The sequence below is a fragment of the Kineosporia sp. NBRC 101677 genome (genome assembly GCF_030269265.1).
GTDB lineage: Bacteria > Actinomycetota > Actinomycetes > Actinomycetales > Kineosporiaceae > Kineosporia > Kineosporia rhizophila.
On the sequence record NZ_BSTA01000001.1, the window covers coordinates 210,543 to 223,703 of the forward strand.

Annotated in this window: 24 protein-coding genes and 1 pseudogene; all 25 read right to left on the bottom strand. The window is 67.6% G+C overall.

The annotated features are described in order from the left end of the window. Positions 1-50: 50 nt before the first annotated feature. On the bottom strand, positions 51-695 hold the full coding sequence (gene rplQ, locus QSK18_RS00935) for a 50S ribosomal protein L17 (protein ID WP_285616310.1): 645 nt from the start codon (positions 693-695) through the stop codon (positions 51-53). 60 nt (positions 696-755) lie between these two features. Next, on the bottom strand, positions 756-1,772 hold the full coding sequence (locus QSK18_RS00940; RefSeq protein WP_232811262.1) for a DNA-directed RNA polymerase subunit alpha: 1,017 nt from the start codon (positions 1,770-1,772) through the stop codon (positions 756-758). 94 nt (positions 1,773-1,866) lie between these two features. Then, positions 1,867-2,274, bottom strand: a complete 408-nt coding sequence (gene rpsK / locus QSK18_RS00945; protein ID WP_231443843.1) for a 30S ribosomal protein S11 — start codon at positions 2,272-2,274, stop codon at positions 1,867-1,869. A gap of 69 nt (positions 2,275-2,343) precedes the next feature. Continuing rightward, entirely contained in the window at positions 2,344-2,724 is a 381-nt protein-coding gene (rpsM, locus tag QSK18_RS00950; protein ID WP_232811260.1) for a 30S ribosomal protein S13, read from the bottom strand. 185 nt (positions 2,725-2,909) lie between these two features. Beyond that, positions 2,910-3,023, bottom strand: a complete 114-nt coding sequence (rpmJ, locus tag QSK18_RS00955) for a 50S ribosomal protein L36 (protein WP_214154137.1) — start codon at positions 3,021-3,023, stop codon at positions 2,910-2,912. Between the two features lie 51 nt (positions 3,024-3,074). Further along, positions 3,075-3,296, bottom strand: coding sequence for a translation initiation factor IF-1 (infA, locus tag QSK18_RS00960; protein WP_166605559.1), 222 nt, complete (start codon positions 3,294-3,296; stop codon positions 3,075-3,077). 230 nt (positions 3,297-3,526) lie between these two features. Further along, the gene (map, locus tag QSK18_RS00965; protein ID WP_232811258.1) at positions 3,527-4,381 is read right to left on the bottom strand and encodes a type I methionyl aminopeptidase; all 855 of its coding nucleotides are present in this window, start codon (positions 4,379-4,381) and stop codon (positions 3,527-3,529) included. 27 nt (positions 4,382-4,408) lie between these two features. Beyond that, complete coding sequence (locus QSK18_RS00970) at positions 4,409-4,981, bottom strand: adenylate kinase (protein ID WP_232811256.1); 573 nt, start codon at positions 4,979-4,981, stop codon at positions 4,409-4,411. A gap of 13 nt (positions 4,982-4,994) precedes the next feature. Continuing rightward, positions 4,995-6,302: a preprotein translocase subunit SecY gene (gene secY / locus QSK18_RS00975; RefSeq protein ID WP_232811254.1), complete on the bottom strand. Its 1,308-nt coding sequence runs from the start codon at positions 6,300-6,302 to the stop codon at positions 4,995-4,997. Between the two features lie 189 nt (positions 6,303-6,491). Then, positions 6,492-6,956 (bottom strand): 50S ribosomal protein L15, encoded by a 465-nt coding sequence (gene rplO / locus QSK18_RS00980; protein WP_352396428.1) that lies wholly within the window; start codon positions 6,954-6,956, stop codon positions 6,492-6,494. 1 nt (position 6,957) lies between these two features. Further along, positions 6,958-7,140 (bottom strand): 50S ribosomal protein L30, encoded by a 183-nt coding sequence (rpmD, locus tag QSK18_RS00985; protein WP_232811252.1) that lies wholly within the window; start codon positions 7,138-7,140, stop codon positions 6,958-6,960. Next, positions 7,140-7,799 carry a 30S ribosomal protein S5 gene (gene rpsE, locus QSK18_RS00990; RefSeq protein ID WP_285616319.1) on the bottom strand — a complete coding sequence of 220 codons (660 nt, stop codon included), beginning with the start codon at positions 7,797-7,799 and terminating at the stop codon, positions 7,140-7,142. The genes rpmD and rpsE overlap by 1 nt, the downstream gene beginning before the upstream one ends. 47 nt (positions 7,800-7,846) lie before the next feature. Then, positions 7,847-8,236 (bottom strand): 50S ribosomal protein L18, encoded by a 390-nt coding sequence (rplR, locus tag QSK18_RS00995; RefSeq protein WP_232811250.1) that lies wholly within the window; start codon positions 8,234-8,236, stop codon positions 7,847-7,849. After that, positions 8,236-8,778 (bottom strand): 50S ribosomal protein L6, encoded by a 543-nt coding sequence (gene rplF / locus QSK18_RS01000; RefSeq protein ID WP_232811248.1) that lies wholly within the window; start codon positions 8,776-8,778, stop codon positions 8,236-8,238. The genes rplR and rplF overlap by 1 nt, the downstream gene beginning before the upstream one ends. Before the next feature lie 18 nt (positions 8,779-8,796). After that, positions 8,797-9,195: a 30S ribosomal protein S8 gene (gene rpsH, locus QSK18_RS01005; protein WP_232811246.1), complete on the bottom strand. Its 399-nt coding sequence runs from the start codon at positions 9,193-9,195 to the stop codon at positions 8,797-8,799. Beyond that, complete coding sequence (locus tag QSK18_RS01010; RefSeq protein ID WP_232811244.1) at positions 9,189-9,437, bottom strand: hypothetical protein; 249 nt, start codon at positions 9,435-9,437, stop codon at positions 9,189-9,191. The genes rpsH and QSK18_RS01010 overlap by 7 nt, the downstream gene beginning before the upstream one ends. Before the next feature lie 7 nt (positions 9,438-9,444). After that, positions 9,445-9,630 carry a type Z 30S ribosomal protein S14 gene (locus QSK18_RS01015; protein ID WP_231443866.1) on the bottom strand — a complete coding sequence of 62 codons (186 nt, stop codon included), beginning with the start codon at positions 9,628-9,630 and terminating at the stop codon, positions 9,445-9,447. A gap of 1 nt (position 9,631) precedes the next feature. Beyond that, positions 9,632-10,204: a 50S ribosomal protein L5 gene (rplE, locus tag QSK18_RS01020; RefSeq protein ID WP_232811242.1), complete on the bottom strand. Its 573-nt coding sequence runs from the start codon at positions 10,202-10,204 to the stop codon at positions 9,632-9,634. A 2-nt stretch (positions 10,205-10,206) separates the two neighbouring features. Beyond that, positions 10,207-10,572: a 50S ribosomal protein L24 gene (gene rplX / locus QSK18_RS01025; protein ID WP_232811240.1), complete on the bottom strand. Its 366-nt coding sequence runs from the start codon at positions 10,570-10,572 to the stop codon at positions 10,207-10,209. Position 10,573: 1 nt separating this feature from the next. After that, complete coding sequence (gene rplN / locus QSK18_RS01030) at positions 10,574-10,942, bottom strand: 50S ribosomal protein L14 (protein WP_214154112.1); 369 nt, start codon at positions 10,940-10,942, stop codon at positions 10,574-10,576. Then, positions 10,939-11,220, bottom strand: coding sequence for a 30S ribosomal protein S17 (gene rpsQ, locus QSK18_RS01035; RefSeq protein WP_269810152.1), 282 nt, complete (start codon positions 11,218-11,220; stop codon positions 10,939-10,941). Before rpsQ ends, rplN begins: the two co-directional genes overlap by 4 nt. 16 nt (positions 11,221-11,236) lie before the next feature. Further along, a pseudogene (rpmC, locus tag QSK18_RS01040) lies at positions 11,237-11,455 on the bottom strand (50S ribosomal protein L29); the annotation flags it as partial. Continuing rightward, complete coding sequence (gene rplP / locus QSK18_RS01045) at positions 11,455-11,874, bottom strand: 50S ribosomal protein L16 (protein ID WP_231443879.1); 420 nt, start codon at positions 11,872-11,874, stop codon at positions 11,455-11,457. The pseudogene rpmC and the gene rplP, both read right to left, overlap by 1 nt. Positions 11,875-11,879: 5 nt before the next feature. Continuing rightward, positions 11,880-12,725 (bottom strand): 30S ribosomal protein S3, encoded by an 846-nt coding sequence (rpsC, locus tag QSK18_RS01050; protein WP_232811237.1) that lies wholly within the window; start codon positions 12,723-12,725, stop codon positions 11,880-11,882. Continuing rightward, the gene (rplV, locus tag QSK18_RS01055) at positions 12,725-13,120 is read right to left on the bottom strand and encodes a 50S ribosomal protein L22 (RefSeq protein ID WP_232811235.1); all 396 of its coding nucleotides are present in this window, start codon (positions 13,118-13,120) and stop codon (positions 12,725-12,727) included. Before rplV ends, rpsC begins: the two co-directional genes overlap by 1 nt. Positions 13,121-13,161 lie beyond the last annotated feature (41 nt).

Below are 13,161 nucleotides of genomic sequence, written 5' to 3' on the forward strand. Positions count from 1 at the left end.
CCGCGAGCCCGCCACCCCCGGGAAGGGGTGACGGGCTCGGCGGGGAGTACTTACTTCTTGTCGACCGCGTCGTCCGCAGCCTCTTCGGCCAGGTCGGAAGCAGCCTTCGCGTCCTTGGCCTCGTCGCTGCCCGGGGCCGCGTCGTCGGCCACCGCGGCCGCCGTCTCGGTCTCGGCGGCAGCGTCGACCGCGCCTTCGGCGTCACCCTCGACCTTGGCGTTCTCCGCCTCGGTCGCGGTGTCCTCGGCGGCCTGCTCGGCCGCGACGGCCTTGTTGCCGCGCGAGGCGCGGGCCGTGGCGGCCTCGGCCTCACGGACCGTGGCCTGACCGGCGGTCAGCGGCTCGAGCACCAGCTCGATGACAACCATGGCGGCGTTGTCGCCCTTACGGTTGCCGATCTTCGTGATGCGGGTGTAGCCACCCTTGCGCTCGGACACCACGGGGGCGATCTCGGTGAAGAGCGTGTGCACGACGCCCTTGTCCGTGATCGTCTGCAGCACCCGGCGACGCGCGGACAGGTCGCCGCGCTTCGCGAACGTGATCATGCGCTCAGCCAGCGGCTGCATGCGCTTCGCACGGGTCTGCGTGGTGGTGATGGACTTGTGCGTGAACAGCTGGGTCGCGAGGTTGGCGAGCAGCAGCCGCTCGTGCGCGGGACCACCCCCGAGCCGGGGACCCTTGGTGGGCGTGGGCATGTCGGTGAACTCCTAGTGATGCGCCCGGCCACGAGCCACCCGGGCCGGGTCAGGGGGTTGTCAGAGCTGCTCGTCCTCGGCGAACGACATGTCGTCGTCCGCCCCGAAGCTGTCGACGACGAGGGTGGGGTCGAATCCGGGCGGGCTGTCCTTGAGCGCCAGGTTCATGCCGTGGAGCTTGGCCTTCACCTCGTCGATCGACTTGGCGCCGAAGTTCCGGATGTCGAGCAGGTCGGCCTCGCTGCGCCCGACGAGCTCACCCACGGTGTGGATGCCCTCGCGCTTGAGGCAGTTGTACGACCGGACCGTCAGGTCGAGCTCCTCGATCGGGAGCGCGAGGTCGGCGGCCAGGGCGGCGTCCGAGGGGGACGGGCCCATGTCGATGCCCTCGGCCTCGAGGTTGAGCTCACGGGCCAGGCCGAACAGCTCGACCAGCGTCTTGCCGGCGCTCGCCATGGCGTCGCGCGGCTGCATCGACGGCTTGGTCTCGACGTCGACGATCAGCCGGTCGAAGTCGGTGCGCTGCTCGACGCGGGTCGCCTCGACCTTGTACGTGACCTTCAGCACCGGGGAGTAGATCGAGTCGATCGGGATCCGGCCGATCTCCTGCTCACCGGTCTTGTTCTGGTTGGCCGACACGTAGCCACGACCGCGCTCGACGGTCAGCTCGAGCTCGAGCTTGCCCTTCGCGTTCAGGGTGGCGATGTGCAGGTCGGGGTTGTGCACCTCGACGCCGGCCGGCGGGGCGATGTCCGCCGCGGTGACCGTGCCCGGGCCCTGCTTGCGCAGGTACATCACGATCGGCTCGTCGTGCTCCGAGGAGACGACCAGCCGCTTGATGTTCAGGATCAGCTCGGTGACGTCTTCCTTGACACCGGGCACCGTGGTGAACTCGTGCAGCACACCGTCGATGCGGATGCTGGTCACCGACGCGCCCGGGATGCTCGAGAGCAGGGTGCGGCGGAGCGAGTTACCGAGGGTGTAGCCGAAACCCGGCTCCAGCGGCTCGATGACGAACCGGGAGCGGTGCTCGGAGACCGCCTCCTCGGCGAGGATGGGGCGCTGTGCAATCAGCACGGGTGTATTCCCTTTCGCTACAGGCGACCGCTATATGACGCCTGCTGGGGGTGAGCCCGCCGGCCCTCTGTCCGGCCGGCGGGCTGTTTCACGATTAGACGCGGCGACGCTTGGGCGGGCGGCAGCCGTTGTGCGGGGTGGGCGTGACGTCCTGGATCGAGCCGACCTCCAGGCCGGTGGCCTGGAGCGAGCGGATCGCGGTCTCACGGCCCGAGCCCGGGCCCTTGACGAAGACGTCGACCTTGCGCATGCCGTGCTCCTGGGCGCGGCGGGCAGCGGCCTCGGCCGCCATCTGCGCGGCGAACGGCGTGGACTTACGCGAGCCCTTGAAGCCGACCTGACCGGCGGACGCCCACGAGATCACGTTGCCGACCGGGTCGGTGATCGACACGATCGTGTTGTTGAACGTGCTCTTGATGTGCGCGTGGCCGTGCGCGACGTTCTTCTTCTCCTTGCGCCGCGGCTTACGCGACGCAGCGGCCTGACGTGACTTGGGAGGCATTGAAAGCTCTTCCTGGGAGGTCGTCGGTCCGTACTCCGGACCCTGTGATGTTTAGGGTTTGGAGCAGGACTACTTCTTGCCGGCCTTCTTCTTGCCGGCCACGGTGCGCTTGGGGCCCTTACGGGTACGCGCGTTGGTCTTCGTGCGCTGCCCACGGACGGGCAGACCGCGGCGGTGACGCAGACCCTCGTAGCAGCCGATCTCGACCTTGCGGCGGATGTCGGCGGCGACCTCACGGCGCAGGTCACCCTCGAGCTTGAAGTTGCCGTCGAGGTAGTCGCGCAGGCGGACGAGGTCTTCCTCGCTCAGCTCACGCACGCGCAGGTCGGCGCTCAGGCCGGTGGCCGCGAGGGTCTCCTTCGCGCGGGTCTTCCCGACGCCGAAGATGTAGGTGAGGGCGACCTCGAGCCGCTTTTCGCGGGGCAGGTCGACTCCGACGAGACGTGCCATTGCAGATGTTCTCTTCTCTGCTTCGTACCAGGTGTGGAGCAGGACCTGACCCAGCTCACCCAGGAGCTGGTCCCCGGCCCGGTAGCCCGGGGGTGTCGCCCCACGAGGTCGGGCGTGTCGCCCGGCCCCCGGAAGCGGGCCCTGCTGTTTCTCTCAGATCGGTGCAGTGGTGCTACGCGGGCTGATCAGCCCTGGCGCTGCTTGTGGCGCACGTTGTCGCAGATCACCATGACCCGGCCGTTACGGCGGATCACTCGGCACTTGTCACAGATCTTCTTGACGCTCGGCTTGACCTTCATCGTGGCTTCCGCTAGTGGGTCATGTGGCTGGATGGGGCAGTGGTACGTCTGTCACTTGTAGCGGTAGACGATGCGCCCACGGGAAAGGTCGTACGGGCTGAGTTCGACCACGACCCGGTCTTCCGGAAGGATCCGGATGTAGTGCTGGCGCATCTTGCCGGAGATGTGCGCGAGTACCTTGTGCCCGTTGGACAGCTCCACGCGGAACATGGCGTTCGGCAGCGCCTCCACCACGGTGCCCTCGATCTCGATGACGCCGTCTTTCTTCGGCATGTCCTCCGCTTTTCCTGTTGATCGTTCGTTTGCGGCGCCCGGCCGCAGACCGGCCCCTTCGGATCAGGGCCGGAAACGATCAGGCGTTGCACCGGACGGCTCAGACTCGTGCGGACACGGTCTGCTGCTGTCTCGGGCCGTCACCACCCTCGAGGGCGACGAAGCAATTCAGCACATGAGCCGACGCAGAAGTCTACGTGATACCACGCCGGAGGACGAAATCGAGGCCGTCAGCCGGCCAGCCGGGAGACCTTCGCGCCGAGTTCACGGAGCTTGGCCACGCCGCCGTCACGGGCGGTCAGCACCCACAGGCCGTCGTCGAGCAGGGCGACCGAGTGCTCCCAGTGCGCGGCGTTGCCGCCGTCCACGGTGGCGACCGTCCAGTCGTCCGCAAGCACCTTGGTGTCGGGGTTGCCGAAGGTCAGCATCGGCTCGATGGCCAGGCAGATCCCGGGCTTGAGCTTCGGGCCGCGATCGCGGGTGCGGTAGTTCAGCACGTGCGGTTCCTGGTGCATCTCGGTGCCGATGCCGTGGCCTCCGTAGTCCTCCACCAGGCCGAACCGGTCACCGACGAAGTCCTCCACGGCGATGCCGACCGCGTTCAGCCGCTCCCCCGCGGCGATCGCGGCGATCCCGCGCCACATCGACTCCTCGGTGGTGTCGATCAGGTCCTGGTCGGACTTCACCTGGTCGGGGCTGCGCTCGTCGGGCTGCTCGGCGGTGCCCGGGACGATCGCGGTGAACGCCGAGTCGCCGTGCCAGCCGTCGAGGATGGCCCCGCAGTCGACGCTCACCACGTCACCGGCGCGCAGCACACGCCGGCCCGGGATGCCGTGCACGACCTCTTCGTTGACCGAGACGCAGAGCGTGGCCGGGTAGGGCGGGTGCCCGTAGTTCAGGAAGGAGGGGGTGGCACCGCGGCCGACGATCAGCTCGTTCGCTATCCGGTCCAGATCGGCGGTGGTCAGGCCGGGCGCCAGCGCGGCCCGCACCGCGTCCAGCGCGTCGGCCACGATCAGCCCGGCCAGGCGCATCAGCTGCACCTGGTCGGGCGTCTTGTACTGGATCCGGTCGCGACCGAGCATTGCCGACTCTCTCTGGTTACGGGTGGTTCAGACGGCGAAGTCGTCGCAGGCGGCCAGCAGCCGGCCGGTGACGTCGCCGATGTCGCCCATGCCGTCGACCCGCTGCAGCAGGTTCCGGTCCGAGTACAGGTGCACCAGCGGCGCGGTCTGCTCGGCGTAGACCTCGAGGCGGTGGCGGATGACGTCCTCGGTGTCGTCCGGCCGGCCCTCGATCTCGGCGCGCTTGAGCAGCCGGCTGACCACCTCGTCCATGTCGACGGTCAGCTCGAGCACGGCGTCCAGCCGGGTGCTGGAGGCGGACAGCATGGCGTCGAGCTCGTCCACCTGAGCAGCGGTCCGCGGGTAGCCGTCGAGCAGGAACCCGACCGCGGCGTCGTCCTCGAGCAGGCGGTTGCGCACCAGCTCGTTGGTCAGCTCGTCCGGCACGTACTTGCCGGAGGACATGATCTCCTCGACCTGTTTACCCAGCTCCGTGCCGTCCGCGACGTTCTGCCGGAAGATGTCGCCGGTGGAGATCGCCGGGATGCCGAAGTGCGCGGCCACCTTCTTGGCCTGCGTGCCCTTACCGGCTCCGGGAGGACCGAGGATCACAAGCCTCATGGACGCACCGCTCTCATCGCAGGAACCCTTCGTAGTGACGCTGCTGCAACTGGGATTCGATCTGCTTGACCGTCTCCAACCCCACTCCGACCACGATCAGGATCGATGTGCCGCCGAAGGGGAAGTTCTGATTCGCGTCGACCAGAATCAGCGCGATCAGAGGGATCAATGCCACCATGCCCAGATACAGAGCACCAGCAAGAGTAATGCGACTCAGAACATATTCGAGGTAGTCGGCGGTGGGGCGCCCGGCGCGGATTCCGGGAATGAAGCCGCCGTACTTCTTCATGTTCTCGGCGACCTCGTCGGGGTTGAAGGTGATCGCCACGTAGAAGTAGGTGAAGAACACGATCAGCAGGAAGTAGGCCGTGATGTAGTACGGGTGGTCGCCCTGGACCAGGTGGTCGTTGATCCACCTCACCCATCCGGCCGTGCTGTTCTGCTGGAACTGGGCGATCAGGGCGGGCAGGTAGAGCAGCGACGACGCGAAGATCACCGGGATCACGCCGGCCATGTTGACCTTGATCGGGATGTACGTCGTGGTGCCGCCGTAGGCCCGCCGGCCGACCTGACGCTTGGCGTACTGCACCGGGATCCGGCGCTGGCTCTGCTCGACGAAGATGACCGCGGCCATGATCAGCAGCCCGATGCCGATCACCAGGAAGAAGGTGTTGAAGCCCTGGGTCTGCTTGATCGCCCAGAGCGAGGACGGGAACGCCGCCGCGATCGAGGTGAAGATCAGCAGCGACATGCCGTTGCCGATCCCCTTCTCGGTGACCAGCTCACCCAGCCACATGATGAAGCCGGTACCGGCGGTCATGGTCAGCACCATGATGCCGAGGGTGAACAGGTCGTCGTTCGGGATCAGGGTCTCGGTGCAGTTCTGGAAGAGCCCGCCCTGCTGGCGCGAGATCGCCACGAAGGTGGTCGACTGCAGCACCGCCAGGCCGATGGTCAGGTACCGCGTGTACTGCGTGAGTTTCGCGGTGCCGGACTGGCCTTCTTCTTTCAGCGCTTCGAACCGCGGGATGACCACGGTGAGCAGCTGGATGATGATCGACGCCGTGATGTACGGCATGATCCCGAGCGCGAAGACCGACAACTGCAGCAGCGCACCGCCGCTGAACAGGTTGACCAGGGCGTAGAGGCCCTGCGAGTCCTGGGTGCTGGCGAGATCGACGCAACGCCGCACGGCCGAGAAGTCGACGCCGGGAGTGGGGATGAACGACCCCAGGCGGAACAGCGCCATGATCGCTACGGTGAAGAAGATCTTGCGCCGCAGATCGGGGGTGCGAAACGCCCGGAAGAACGCGGTGAGCACGCAAAACCTCCAGCGTGCTGCCCTGGCCGGGCAGCTCGTCGTTACGGGCCGGGAGCGGCCGAGTGGGGTGCGCTTCGGAACGGCCGTCAGGCCGGTCCACAAGACGCCGGTCGTGTGACCCTAACATCCGGCGGCCCCCCTATCAGGGGAGCCGCCGGATGTGAAGGAATCGTGCCTGTTGAGCGGTGTTTACAGCTCGGTGGCGCTACCGCCGGCCGCAGCCAGCTTCTCCTTGGCGCTGGCCGAGAACTTGTTCGCGCTCACGTTCAGCGCGACCGAGATCTCGCCGTCGCCCAGCACCTTGACCAGGTGGCCCTCACGGACCGCACCCTTGGCCACCAGGTCCTCGACGGAGACGTTGCCGCCGTCGGGGAACAGGCTGCTGAGCTTGTCCAGGTTGACCACCTGGTACTCGGTCCGGAACGGGTTCTTGAACCCACGGAGCTTGGGCAGCCGCATGTGCAGCGGAACCTGCCCACCCTCGAACCGGGCCGGGACCTGGTAACGGGCCTTCGTACCCTTGGTACCGCGACCCGCGGTCTTACCGCGCTTGCCGCCCTCACCACGACCGACCCGGATCTTGGCCGACTTGGCCCCGGGCGCCGGACGCAGGTGGTGCACCTTCAGCGCGTGCTCGCGCTGGCCTTCTGCCATCTCAGTCCACCTCCTCGACGGTGACGAGATGCCGCACCGTGTTGACCATCCCGCGGATCTCGGGACGGTCCTCCTTGATCACGGAGTGCCCGATCCGCTTGAGGCCGAGCGAACGCAGCGAGTCGCGCTGGTTCTGCTTGCCGCCGATCTTCGACTTGACCTGGGTGACCTTGAGCTGAGCCATCAGCCGGCCACCCCCGCGGCCCGGGCGCGCAGCATGGCGACCGGAGCGACGTCCTCGATCGACAGGCCACGACGGGCCGCGACCTCTTCGGGACGCTCGAGCCCACGCAGCGCGGAAACCGTCGCGTGGACCACGTTGATCGCGTTGTCCGAGCCGAGCGACTTGCTCAGCACGTCGTGGATACCGGCGCACTCCAGCACGGCGCGCACCGGACCACCGGCGATGACGCCGGTACCCGGGGACGCCGGCATGAGCAGCACGACACCGGCGGCCTCTTCACCCTGGATCCGGTGAGGGATCGTGCCCTGGATGCGGGGAACCTTGAAGAAGGCCTTCTTCGCCTCTTCAACGCCCTTCGCGATCGCTGCGGGCACTTCCTTGGCCTTGCCGTAGCCGACGCCGACCGTGCCGTCGCCGTCACCGACGACGACCAGGGCGGTGAAGCTGAAGCGACGACCACCCTTCACGACCTTGGCGACCCGGTTGATCGCCACGACGCGCTCGACGAACTGGTTCTTGTCCTGGCCGCCGTCACGACCGCCACGGTTGTCGCGGTCACGGCCGCCCCGGCGACCGCCGCCGCCGCTGTTCTCGCCGCCGCTGTTCGGCCCGCCGGAGTTGGTGTTACCCCCGGGCCCGCGACGCTGAGGTCCAGCCATCAGACGTTCCTTCTCTCTGTCTTCGAAATGGTCAGCGTGCGCATCGGCTAGAGAACCAGCCCGGCCTCACGGGCGCCGTCCGCAATTGCGGCGACGCGGCCGTGGTAACGGTTCCCACCGCGGTCGAAGACCACGGCGGAGACACCGGCGGCCTTGGCGCGCTCGGCGACCAGCTCGCCGACCTTCTTGGCCTTGGCGGTCTTGTCGCCGTCCAGGCCTCGCAGGTCGGCCTCCATGGTGGAGGCGGAAGCCAGGGTCTTGCCGACCGTGTCGTCCACGACCTGCACGAAGACGTGCCGGGAGGAACGGTTCACGACCAGGCGCGGGCGCTCGGTCGAGCCCCGCAGCTGCTTGCGCACTCGCAGGTGGCGGCGGGTGCGGGAGGCCGACTTGCTCTTGGCCGCGCCACCACCGCTGCGCTTCAAACCGATCGCCATTACTTCTTGCCCGCCTTTCCGACCTTGCGCTTGATCACTTCGCCGGCGTAGCGGACGCCCTTGCCCTTGTACGGGTCGGGCTTACGCAGCTTGCGCAGGTTCGCCGCAACCTCGCCGACGGCCTGCTTGTCGATCCCCGAGACCGAGAACCGCACGGGGCCGTCGGTCGCGAAGGTGATGCCGGCGGGCGGCTCGACGACGATCGGGTGGCTGTAGCCGAGGGCGAACTCCAGGTTGGAGCCCTTCGCCGCGACGCGGTAACCGGTCCCGACGATCTCGAGCTTCTTCTCGTAGCCCTTGGTCACACCCTCGACCATGTTGGCGATCAGGGTGCGGGTCAGGCCGTGCAGGGCACGCGACGAACGCTCGTCGTCCGGGCGCGTGACCTTCATCGTTCCGTCGTCCTCGCGGGCGACGGTGATCGGGGCCGCGACGGTGTGCGTGAGGGTGCCCTTCGGGCCCTTCACGATCACCTGCGCGCCGTCGAGGGTCACGTCGACGCCGGCGGGAACGGTGATCGGCAGTCTTCCGATTCGGGACATGCTCTCTCTCCCTTCCCGTTACCAGACGTAGGCGAGGACTTCCCCACCCACGCCCTTCTGCTTGGCCTGCTTGTCGGTCATCAGACCGGACGAGGTCGAGAGGATCGCCACGCCGAGTCCGCCGAGGACGCGGGGCAGGTTCGTCGACTTCGCGTAGACCCGCAGACCGGGCTTGCTGATCCGGCGCAGGCCGGCGATCGAGCGCTCCCGGTTGGGGCCGAACTTCAGCTTGATGGTCAGCGTCTTGCCGACCTCGGCGTCCGCGACCTCCCAGCTGGAGATGTAACCCTCGGTCTGCAGCAGCTCGGCAACCTTCTGCTTGAGCTTGCTGTAGGGCATCTGGGTCTGGTCGTGGTACGCGGAGTTCGCGTTCCGTACGCGGGTCAGCATGTCCGCGATCGGATCGGTCATCACCATTGGGCAGTTCCGCCCTTTCCCACCGCGGTTTCGGCAACCTTCTCGGAGGCGTCGACCTGCGGCGTAGTTGTTTCTTCGAGGAACTCGGGGAGGTATTCCGGTACGTCGTGCCGCAGCGTCACCAGGCCGGTGGGAAGGCTGGAGCGCAGCGAAACCATGCGATTGTTGCGCACCGTCCGACGGCGGCCGGCCCCCAGGGCCACCTGGGTGGCGCCGGGGTTCGGGATCGTCAGCTGTGACACGGCCGGCCTACCAGCTGCTCTTGGTCACGCCGGGCAGTTCGCCCCGGTGCGCCATCTCACGCAGGCAGATCCGGCACAGGCCGAACTTGCGGTAGACCGAGTGCGGGCGGCCGCAGCGCTGGCAGCGCGTGTAGGCCCGCACCGCGAACTTCTGCTTGCCCGCCGCCTTGTTGATCAGAGCGGTCTTCGCCACGTCAGTTCTCCTTGAACGGGAAACCGAGGAGCTTCAGGAACGCGCGCCCCTCGTCGTCGTTGGTCGCCGTCGTGACGACGGTGATGTCCATACCCCGCACGCGGTCGATCCGGTCCTGGTCGATCTCGTGGAACATGGACTGCTCGTTCAGGCCGAACGTGTAGTTGCCACGCCCGTCGAACTGCTTGCCGCTGAGCCCGCGGAAGTCGCGGATACGCGGCAGGGCGATGCTCACCAGGCGGTCGGTGAACTCCCACATCCGGTCGCCGCGCAGCGTGACGTGCGCGCCGATCGGCATGCCCTCGCGCAGCTTGAACTGCGCGATGGACTTGCGGGCCTTGGTGACCTGCGGCTTCTGGCCGGTGATGGCGCTCAGGTCGCGGATCGCACCGTCGATCAGCTTGGAGTCGCGGGCGGCCTCGCCCACACCCATGTTCACGACGACCTTGACCAGACGCGGGGTCTGCATCACGTTCGCGTAGCTGAACTGCTCGCGCAGGGCCGGCGCGATCTCGGCGTCGTAGCGGGCGCGCAGCCGCGGCTGCACCTTGGTGCCCTCTTCAGTCACTGTCATGGTCACAGGTCCTTACCGGATCGCTTCGCGAAGCGAACCCGCACGTTCTTGGTCTTGCCGTCACGCTCGACGGTCTCGACCCGGATACCGACGCGGGTGGCCTTGTTCGACTCCGGGTCCACCAGCATCACGTTGCTGATGTGGACCGGAGCCTCCTGGGTGATGATCCCGCCGGTCTTCGAGCCCCGGCCGGTCGCACCTTCCTTGACGTGGCGCTTGACCCGGTTGATGCCCTCGACCAGGACCCGCTGGGTCTCCGGGTAGACAGCGATGACCTTGCCGGTCTTGTTCCGGTCGCCACCGTTCTTCTGCGAACGGCCGGTGATCAGCTGGACGGTGTCGCCCTTCTTGATCTTCAGCTTCGCCATCTCAGAGCACCTCCGGAGCCAGCGAAATGATCTTCATGAACTTCTTGTCCCGCAGCTCACGCCCCACCGGGCCGAAGATGCGGGTGCCGCGCGGGTCGCCGTCGTTGCGGAGGATCACCGCGGCGTTCTCGTCGAAGCGGATGTACGAGCCGTCCGGACGCCGGCGCTCCTTGACGGTGCGCACGATGACCGCCTTGACGACGTCACCCTTCTTGACGTTGCCACCGGGGATCGCGTCCTTGACGGTCGCGACGATGACGTCACCGATACCGGCGTAACGACGGCCGGAACCGCCGAGCACGCGGATGCAGAGGATCTCCTTGGCACCGGTGTTGTCGGCGACCCGCAGCCGGGACTCCTGCTGAATCACTTGGCCTTCTCCAGAATCTCGACCAGGCGCCAGCGCTTGGTCGCCGACAGCGGACGGGTCTCCGAGATCGACACCAGGTCGCCGATGCCCGCGGTGTTGGCCTCGTCGTGCACCTTCACCTTGGTCGTACGGCGGATGACCTTGCCGTAGAGCGGGTGCTTGACCCGGTCCTCGACCTCGACCACAACGGTCTTGTCCATCTTGTCGCTGACGACGTAACCGCGGCGCGCCTTGCGGTAGCCACGCACCGGGGCGTCAGCCTGGGCGTTCTCACTCATCTCAGGCCTCCGGGGTGGCAGTGATGCCGAGCTCGCGCTCGCGCATGATCGTGTAGATACGAGCGATGTCACGCTTCACCGCGCGCAGCCGCATGTTGTTCTCGAGCTGACCGGTGGCCGACTGGAAGCGCAGGTTGAACAGCTCTTCCTTGGCCTTCTTCAGCTCTTCGGCCAGGCGCTCGGATTCGAAGCCCCGCAGGTTCGCCGGGTTCAGGTCCTTGGAACCGATGGCCATCAGCTTTCACCGCCTTCGCGCCGGACGATCCGGCACTTCATCGGCAGCTTGTGGATCGCCCGGGTGAGGGCTTCCTTCGCCACCTTTTCAGTCGGGAACGAGAGTTCGAACATCACGCGACCGGGCTTGACGTTCGCGACCCACCACTCCGGGGAACCCTTACCGGAACCCATGCGGGTCTCGGCCGGCTTCTTGGTCAGCGGGCGGTCCGGGTAGATGTTGATCCAGACCTTGCCGCCACGGCGGATGTGACGCGTGATGGCGATACGAGCGGACTCGATCTGCCGGTTGGTCACGTACGCCGGCTCCAGCGCCTGGATGCCCCACTCACCGAAGGTCACGGCGTTGCCGCCCTTCGACATGCCGGAACGGCTGGGGTGGTGCTGCTTGCGGTACTTGACCCGACGGGGGATCAGCATGGTGCTCAGGCCTCCGATCCGGTGCCGGACGAAGCCTTGTCGGCAGCGGCCGACGCGGCTGCGTTCTCGGCGGGGGCGGCCGACGCGGCCGGCGTGCCCTCGGACTGCTGCGGACGACGACGCTGCGGGCGCTGCGCGCGACCGCCGCCACCCGGGCCCTCACGACGCGGGCCCCGCGGCGGAGCCGCAGCCTGCTCGCGAGCCAGCTCACGGCTGGTGATGTCGCCCTTGTAGATCCACACCTTCACGCCGATCCGGCCGAAGGTGGTGCGGGCCTCGTACAGGCCGTAGTCGATGTTCGCGCGGAGCGTGTGCAGCGGCACCCGGCCCTCGCGGTAGAACTCCGACCGGCTCATCTCGGCCCCGCCCAGACGACCCGAGCACTGCACCCGGATGCCCTTGGCGCCGGCGCGCAGCGAGGACTGCATGCCCTTGCGCATCGCGCGGCGGAAGGAGACCCGGCTGGCCAGCTGCTCGGCGATGCCCTGGGCCACCAGCTGAGCGTCGACCTCGGGGTTCTTCACCTCGAGGATGTTCAGCTGGACCTGCTTGCCGGTGAGCTTCTCCAGCTCGCCCCGGATCCGGTCGGCCTCGGCGCCGCGGCGGCCGATGACGATGCCCGGACGGGCGGTGTGGATGTCGACGCGGACCCGGTCACGGGTGCGCTCGATCTCGACACGGCTGATGCCGGCCCGCTCCATGCCCTTGGACATGAGCTTGCGGATCGCGACGTCTTCCTTCACGTAGTCGCGGTACCGCTGACCACCCTTGGTGCTGTCGGCGAACCACCGGCTCTTGTGCTCGGTGGTGATGCCCAGGCGGAACCCGTGCGGGTTGACCTTCTGTCCCACTAGCGGGTCCTCCCATTCGCGGTGGCGGCCTGGGGGCCGCCCTTCGTCTCGGCCGGACCGACCACAACGGTGATGTGGCTGGTCCGCTTGCGGATCCGGTACGCCCGGCCCTGCGCCCGCGGCCGGAACCGCTTGAGCGTCGGGCCCTCGTCCACGTACGCCTCCTGGATGACCAGGGTGCGCTCGTCGAACGCCTCGGACGCGGCGGCGGCCTTCACCCGGGCGTTCGCGATCGCGCTCTGCACGACCTTGAGCACCGGCTCGCTGGCGGCCTGCGGAGCGAACTCCAGCGTGGCGATCGCCTGCGGTGCCTGCTTCCCGCGGATGAGGTCGACGACGCGGCGGGCCTTCATGGGCGTGACACGGACGTACCGCGCCTGCGCCTTGGCTTCCATCGCTGCTTCCTACCTTCTGTCGCTACTGACTGCTGGGGCGG

Coding starts and splice junctions, on each gene's coding strand:
- rplQ (WP_285616310.1), bottom strand. CDS start 695: ATGCCCACGCCCACCAAGGGTCCCCGGCTCGGGGGTGGTCCCGCGCAC.
- rpsK (WP_231443843.1), bottom strand. CDS start 2,274: ATGCCTCCCAAGTCACGTCAGGCCGCTGCGTCGCGTAAGCCGCGGCGC.
- rpsM (WP_232811260.1), bottom strand. CDS start 2,724: ATGGCACGTCTCGTCGGAGTCGACCTGCCCCGCGAAAAGCGGCTCGAG.
- rpmJ (WP_214154137.1), bottom strand. CDS start 3,023: ATGAAGGTCAAGCCGAGCGTCAAGAAGATCTGTGACAAGTGCCGAGTG.
- infA (WP_166605559.1), bottom strand. CDS start 3,296: ATGCCGAAGAAAGACGGCGTCATCGAGATCGAGGGCACCGTGGTGGAG.
- map (WP_232811258.1), bottom strand. CDS start 4,381: ATGCTCGGTCGCGACCGGATCCAGTACAAGACGCCCGACCAGGTGCAG.
- QSK18_RS00970 (WP_232811256.1), bottom strand. CDS start 4,981: ATGAGGCTTGTGATCCTCGGTCCTCCCGGAGCCGGTAAGGGCACGCAG.
- rplO (WP_352396428.1), bottom strand. CDS start 6,956: ATGGCAGAAGGCCAGCGCGAGCACGCGCTGAAGGTGCACCACCTGCGT.
- rpmD (WP_232811252.1), bottom strand. CDS start 7,140: ATGGCTCAGCTCAAGGTCACCCAGGTCAAGTCGAAGATCGGCGGCAAG.
- rpsE (WP_285616319.1), bottom strand. CDS start 7,799: ATGGCTGGACCTCAGCGTCGCGGGCCCGGGGGTAACACCAACTCCGGC.
- rplR (WP_232811250.1), bottom strand. CDS start 8,236: ATGGCGATCGGTTTGAAGCGCAGCGGTGGTGGCGCGGCCAAGAGCAAG.
- rplF (WP_232811248.1), bottom strand. CDS start 8,778: ATGTCCCGAATCGGAAGACTGCCGATCACCGTTCCCGCCGGCGTCGAC.
- rpsH (WP_232811246.1), bottom strand. CDS start 9,195: ATGGTGATGACCGATCCGATCGCGGACATGCTGACCCGCGTACGGAAC.
- rplE (WP_232811242.1), bottom strand. CDS start 10,204: ATGACAGTGACTGAAGAGGGCACCAAGGTGCAGCCGCGGCTGCGCGCC.
- rplX (WP_232811240.1), bottom strand. CDS start 10,572: ATGGCGAAGCTGAAGATCAAGAAGGGCGACACCGTCCAGCTGATCACC.
- rpsQ (WP_269810152.1), bottom strand. CDS start 11,220: ATGAGTGAGAACGCCCAGGCTGACGCCCCGGTGCGTGGCTACCGCAAG.
- rplP (WP_231443879.1), bottom strand. CDS start 11,874: ATGCTGATCCCCCGTCGGGTCAAGTACCGCAAGCAGCACCACCCCAGC.
- rplV (WP_232811235.1), bottom strand. CDS start 13,120: ATGGAAGCCAAGGCGCAGGCGCGGTACGTCCGTGTCACGCCCATGAAG.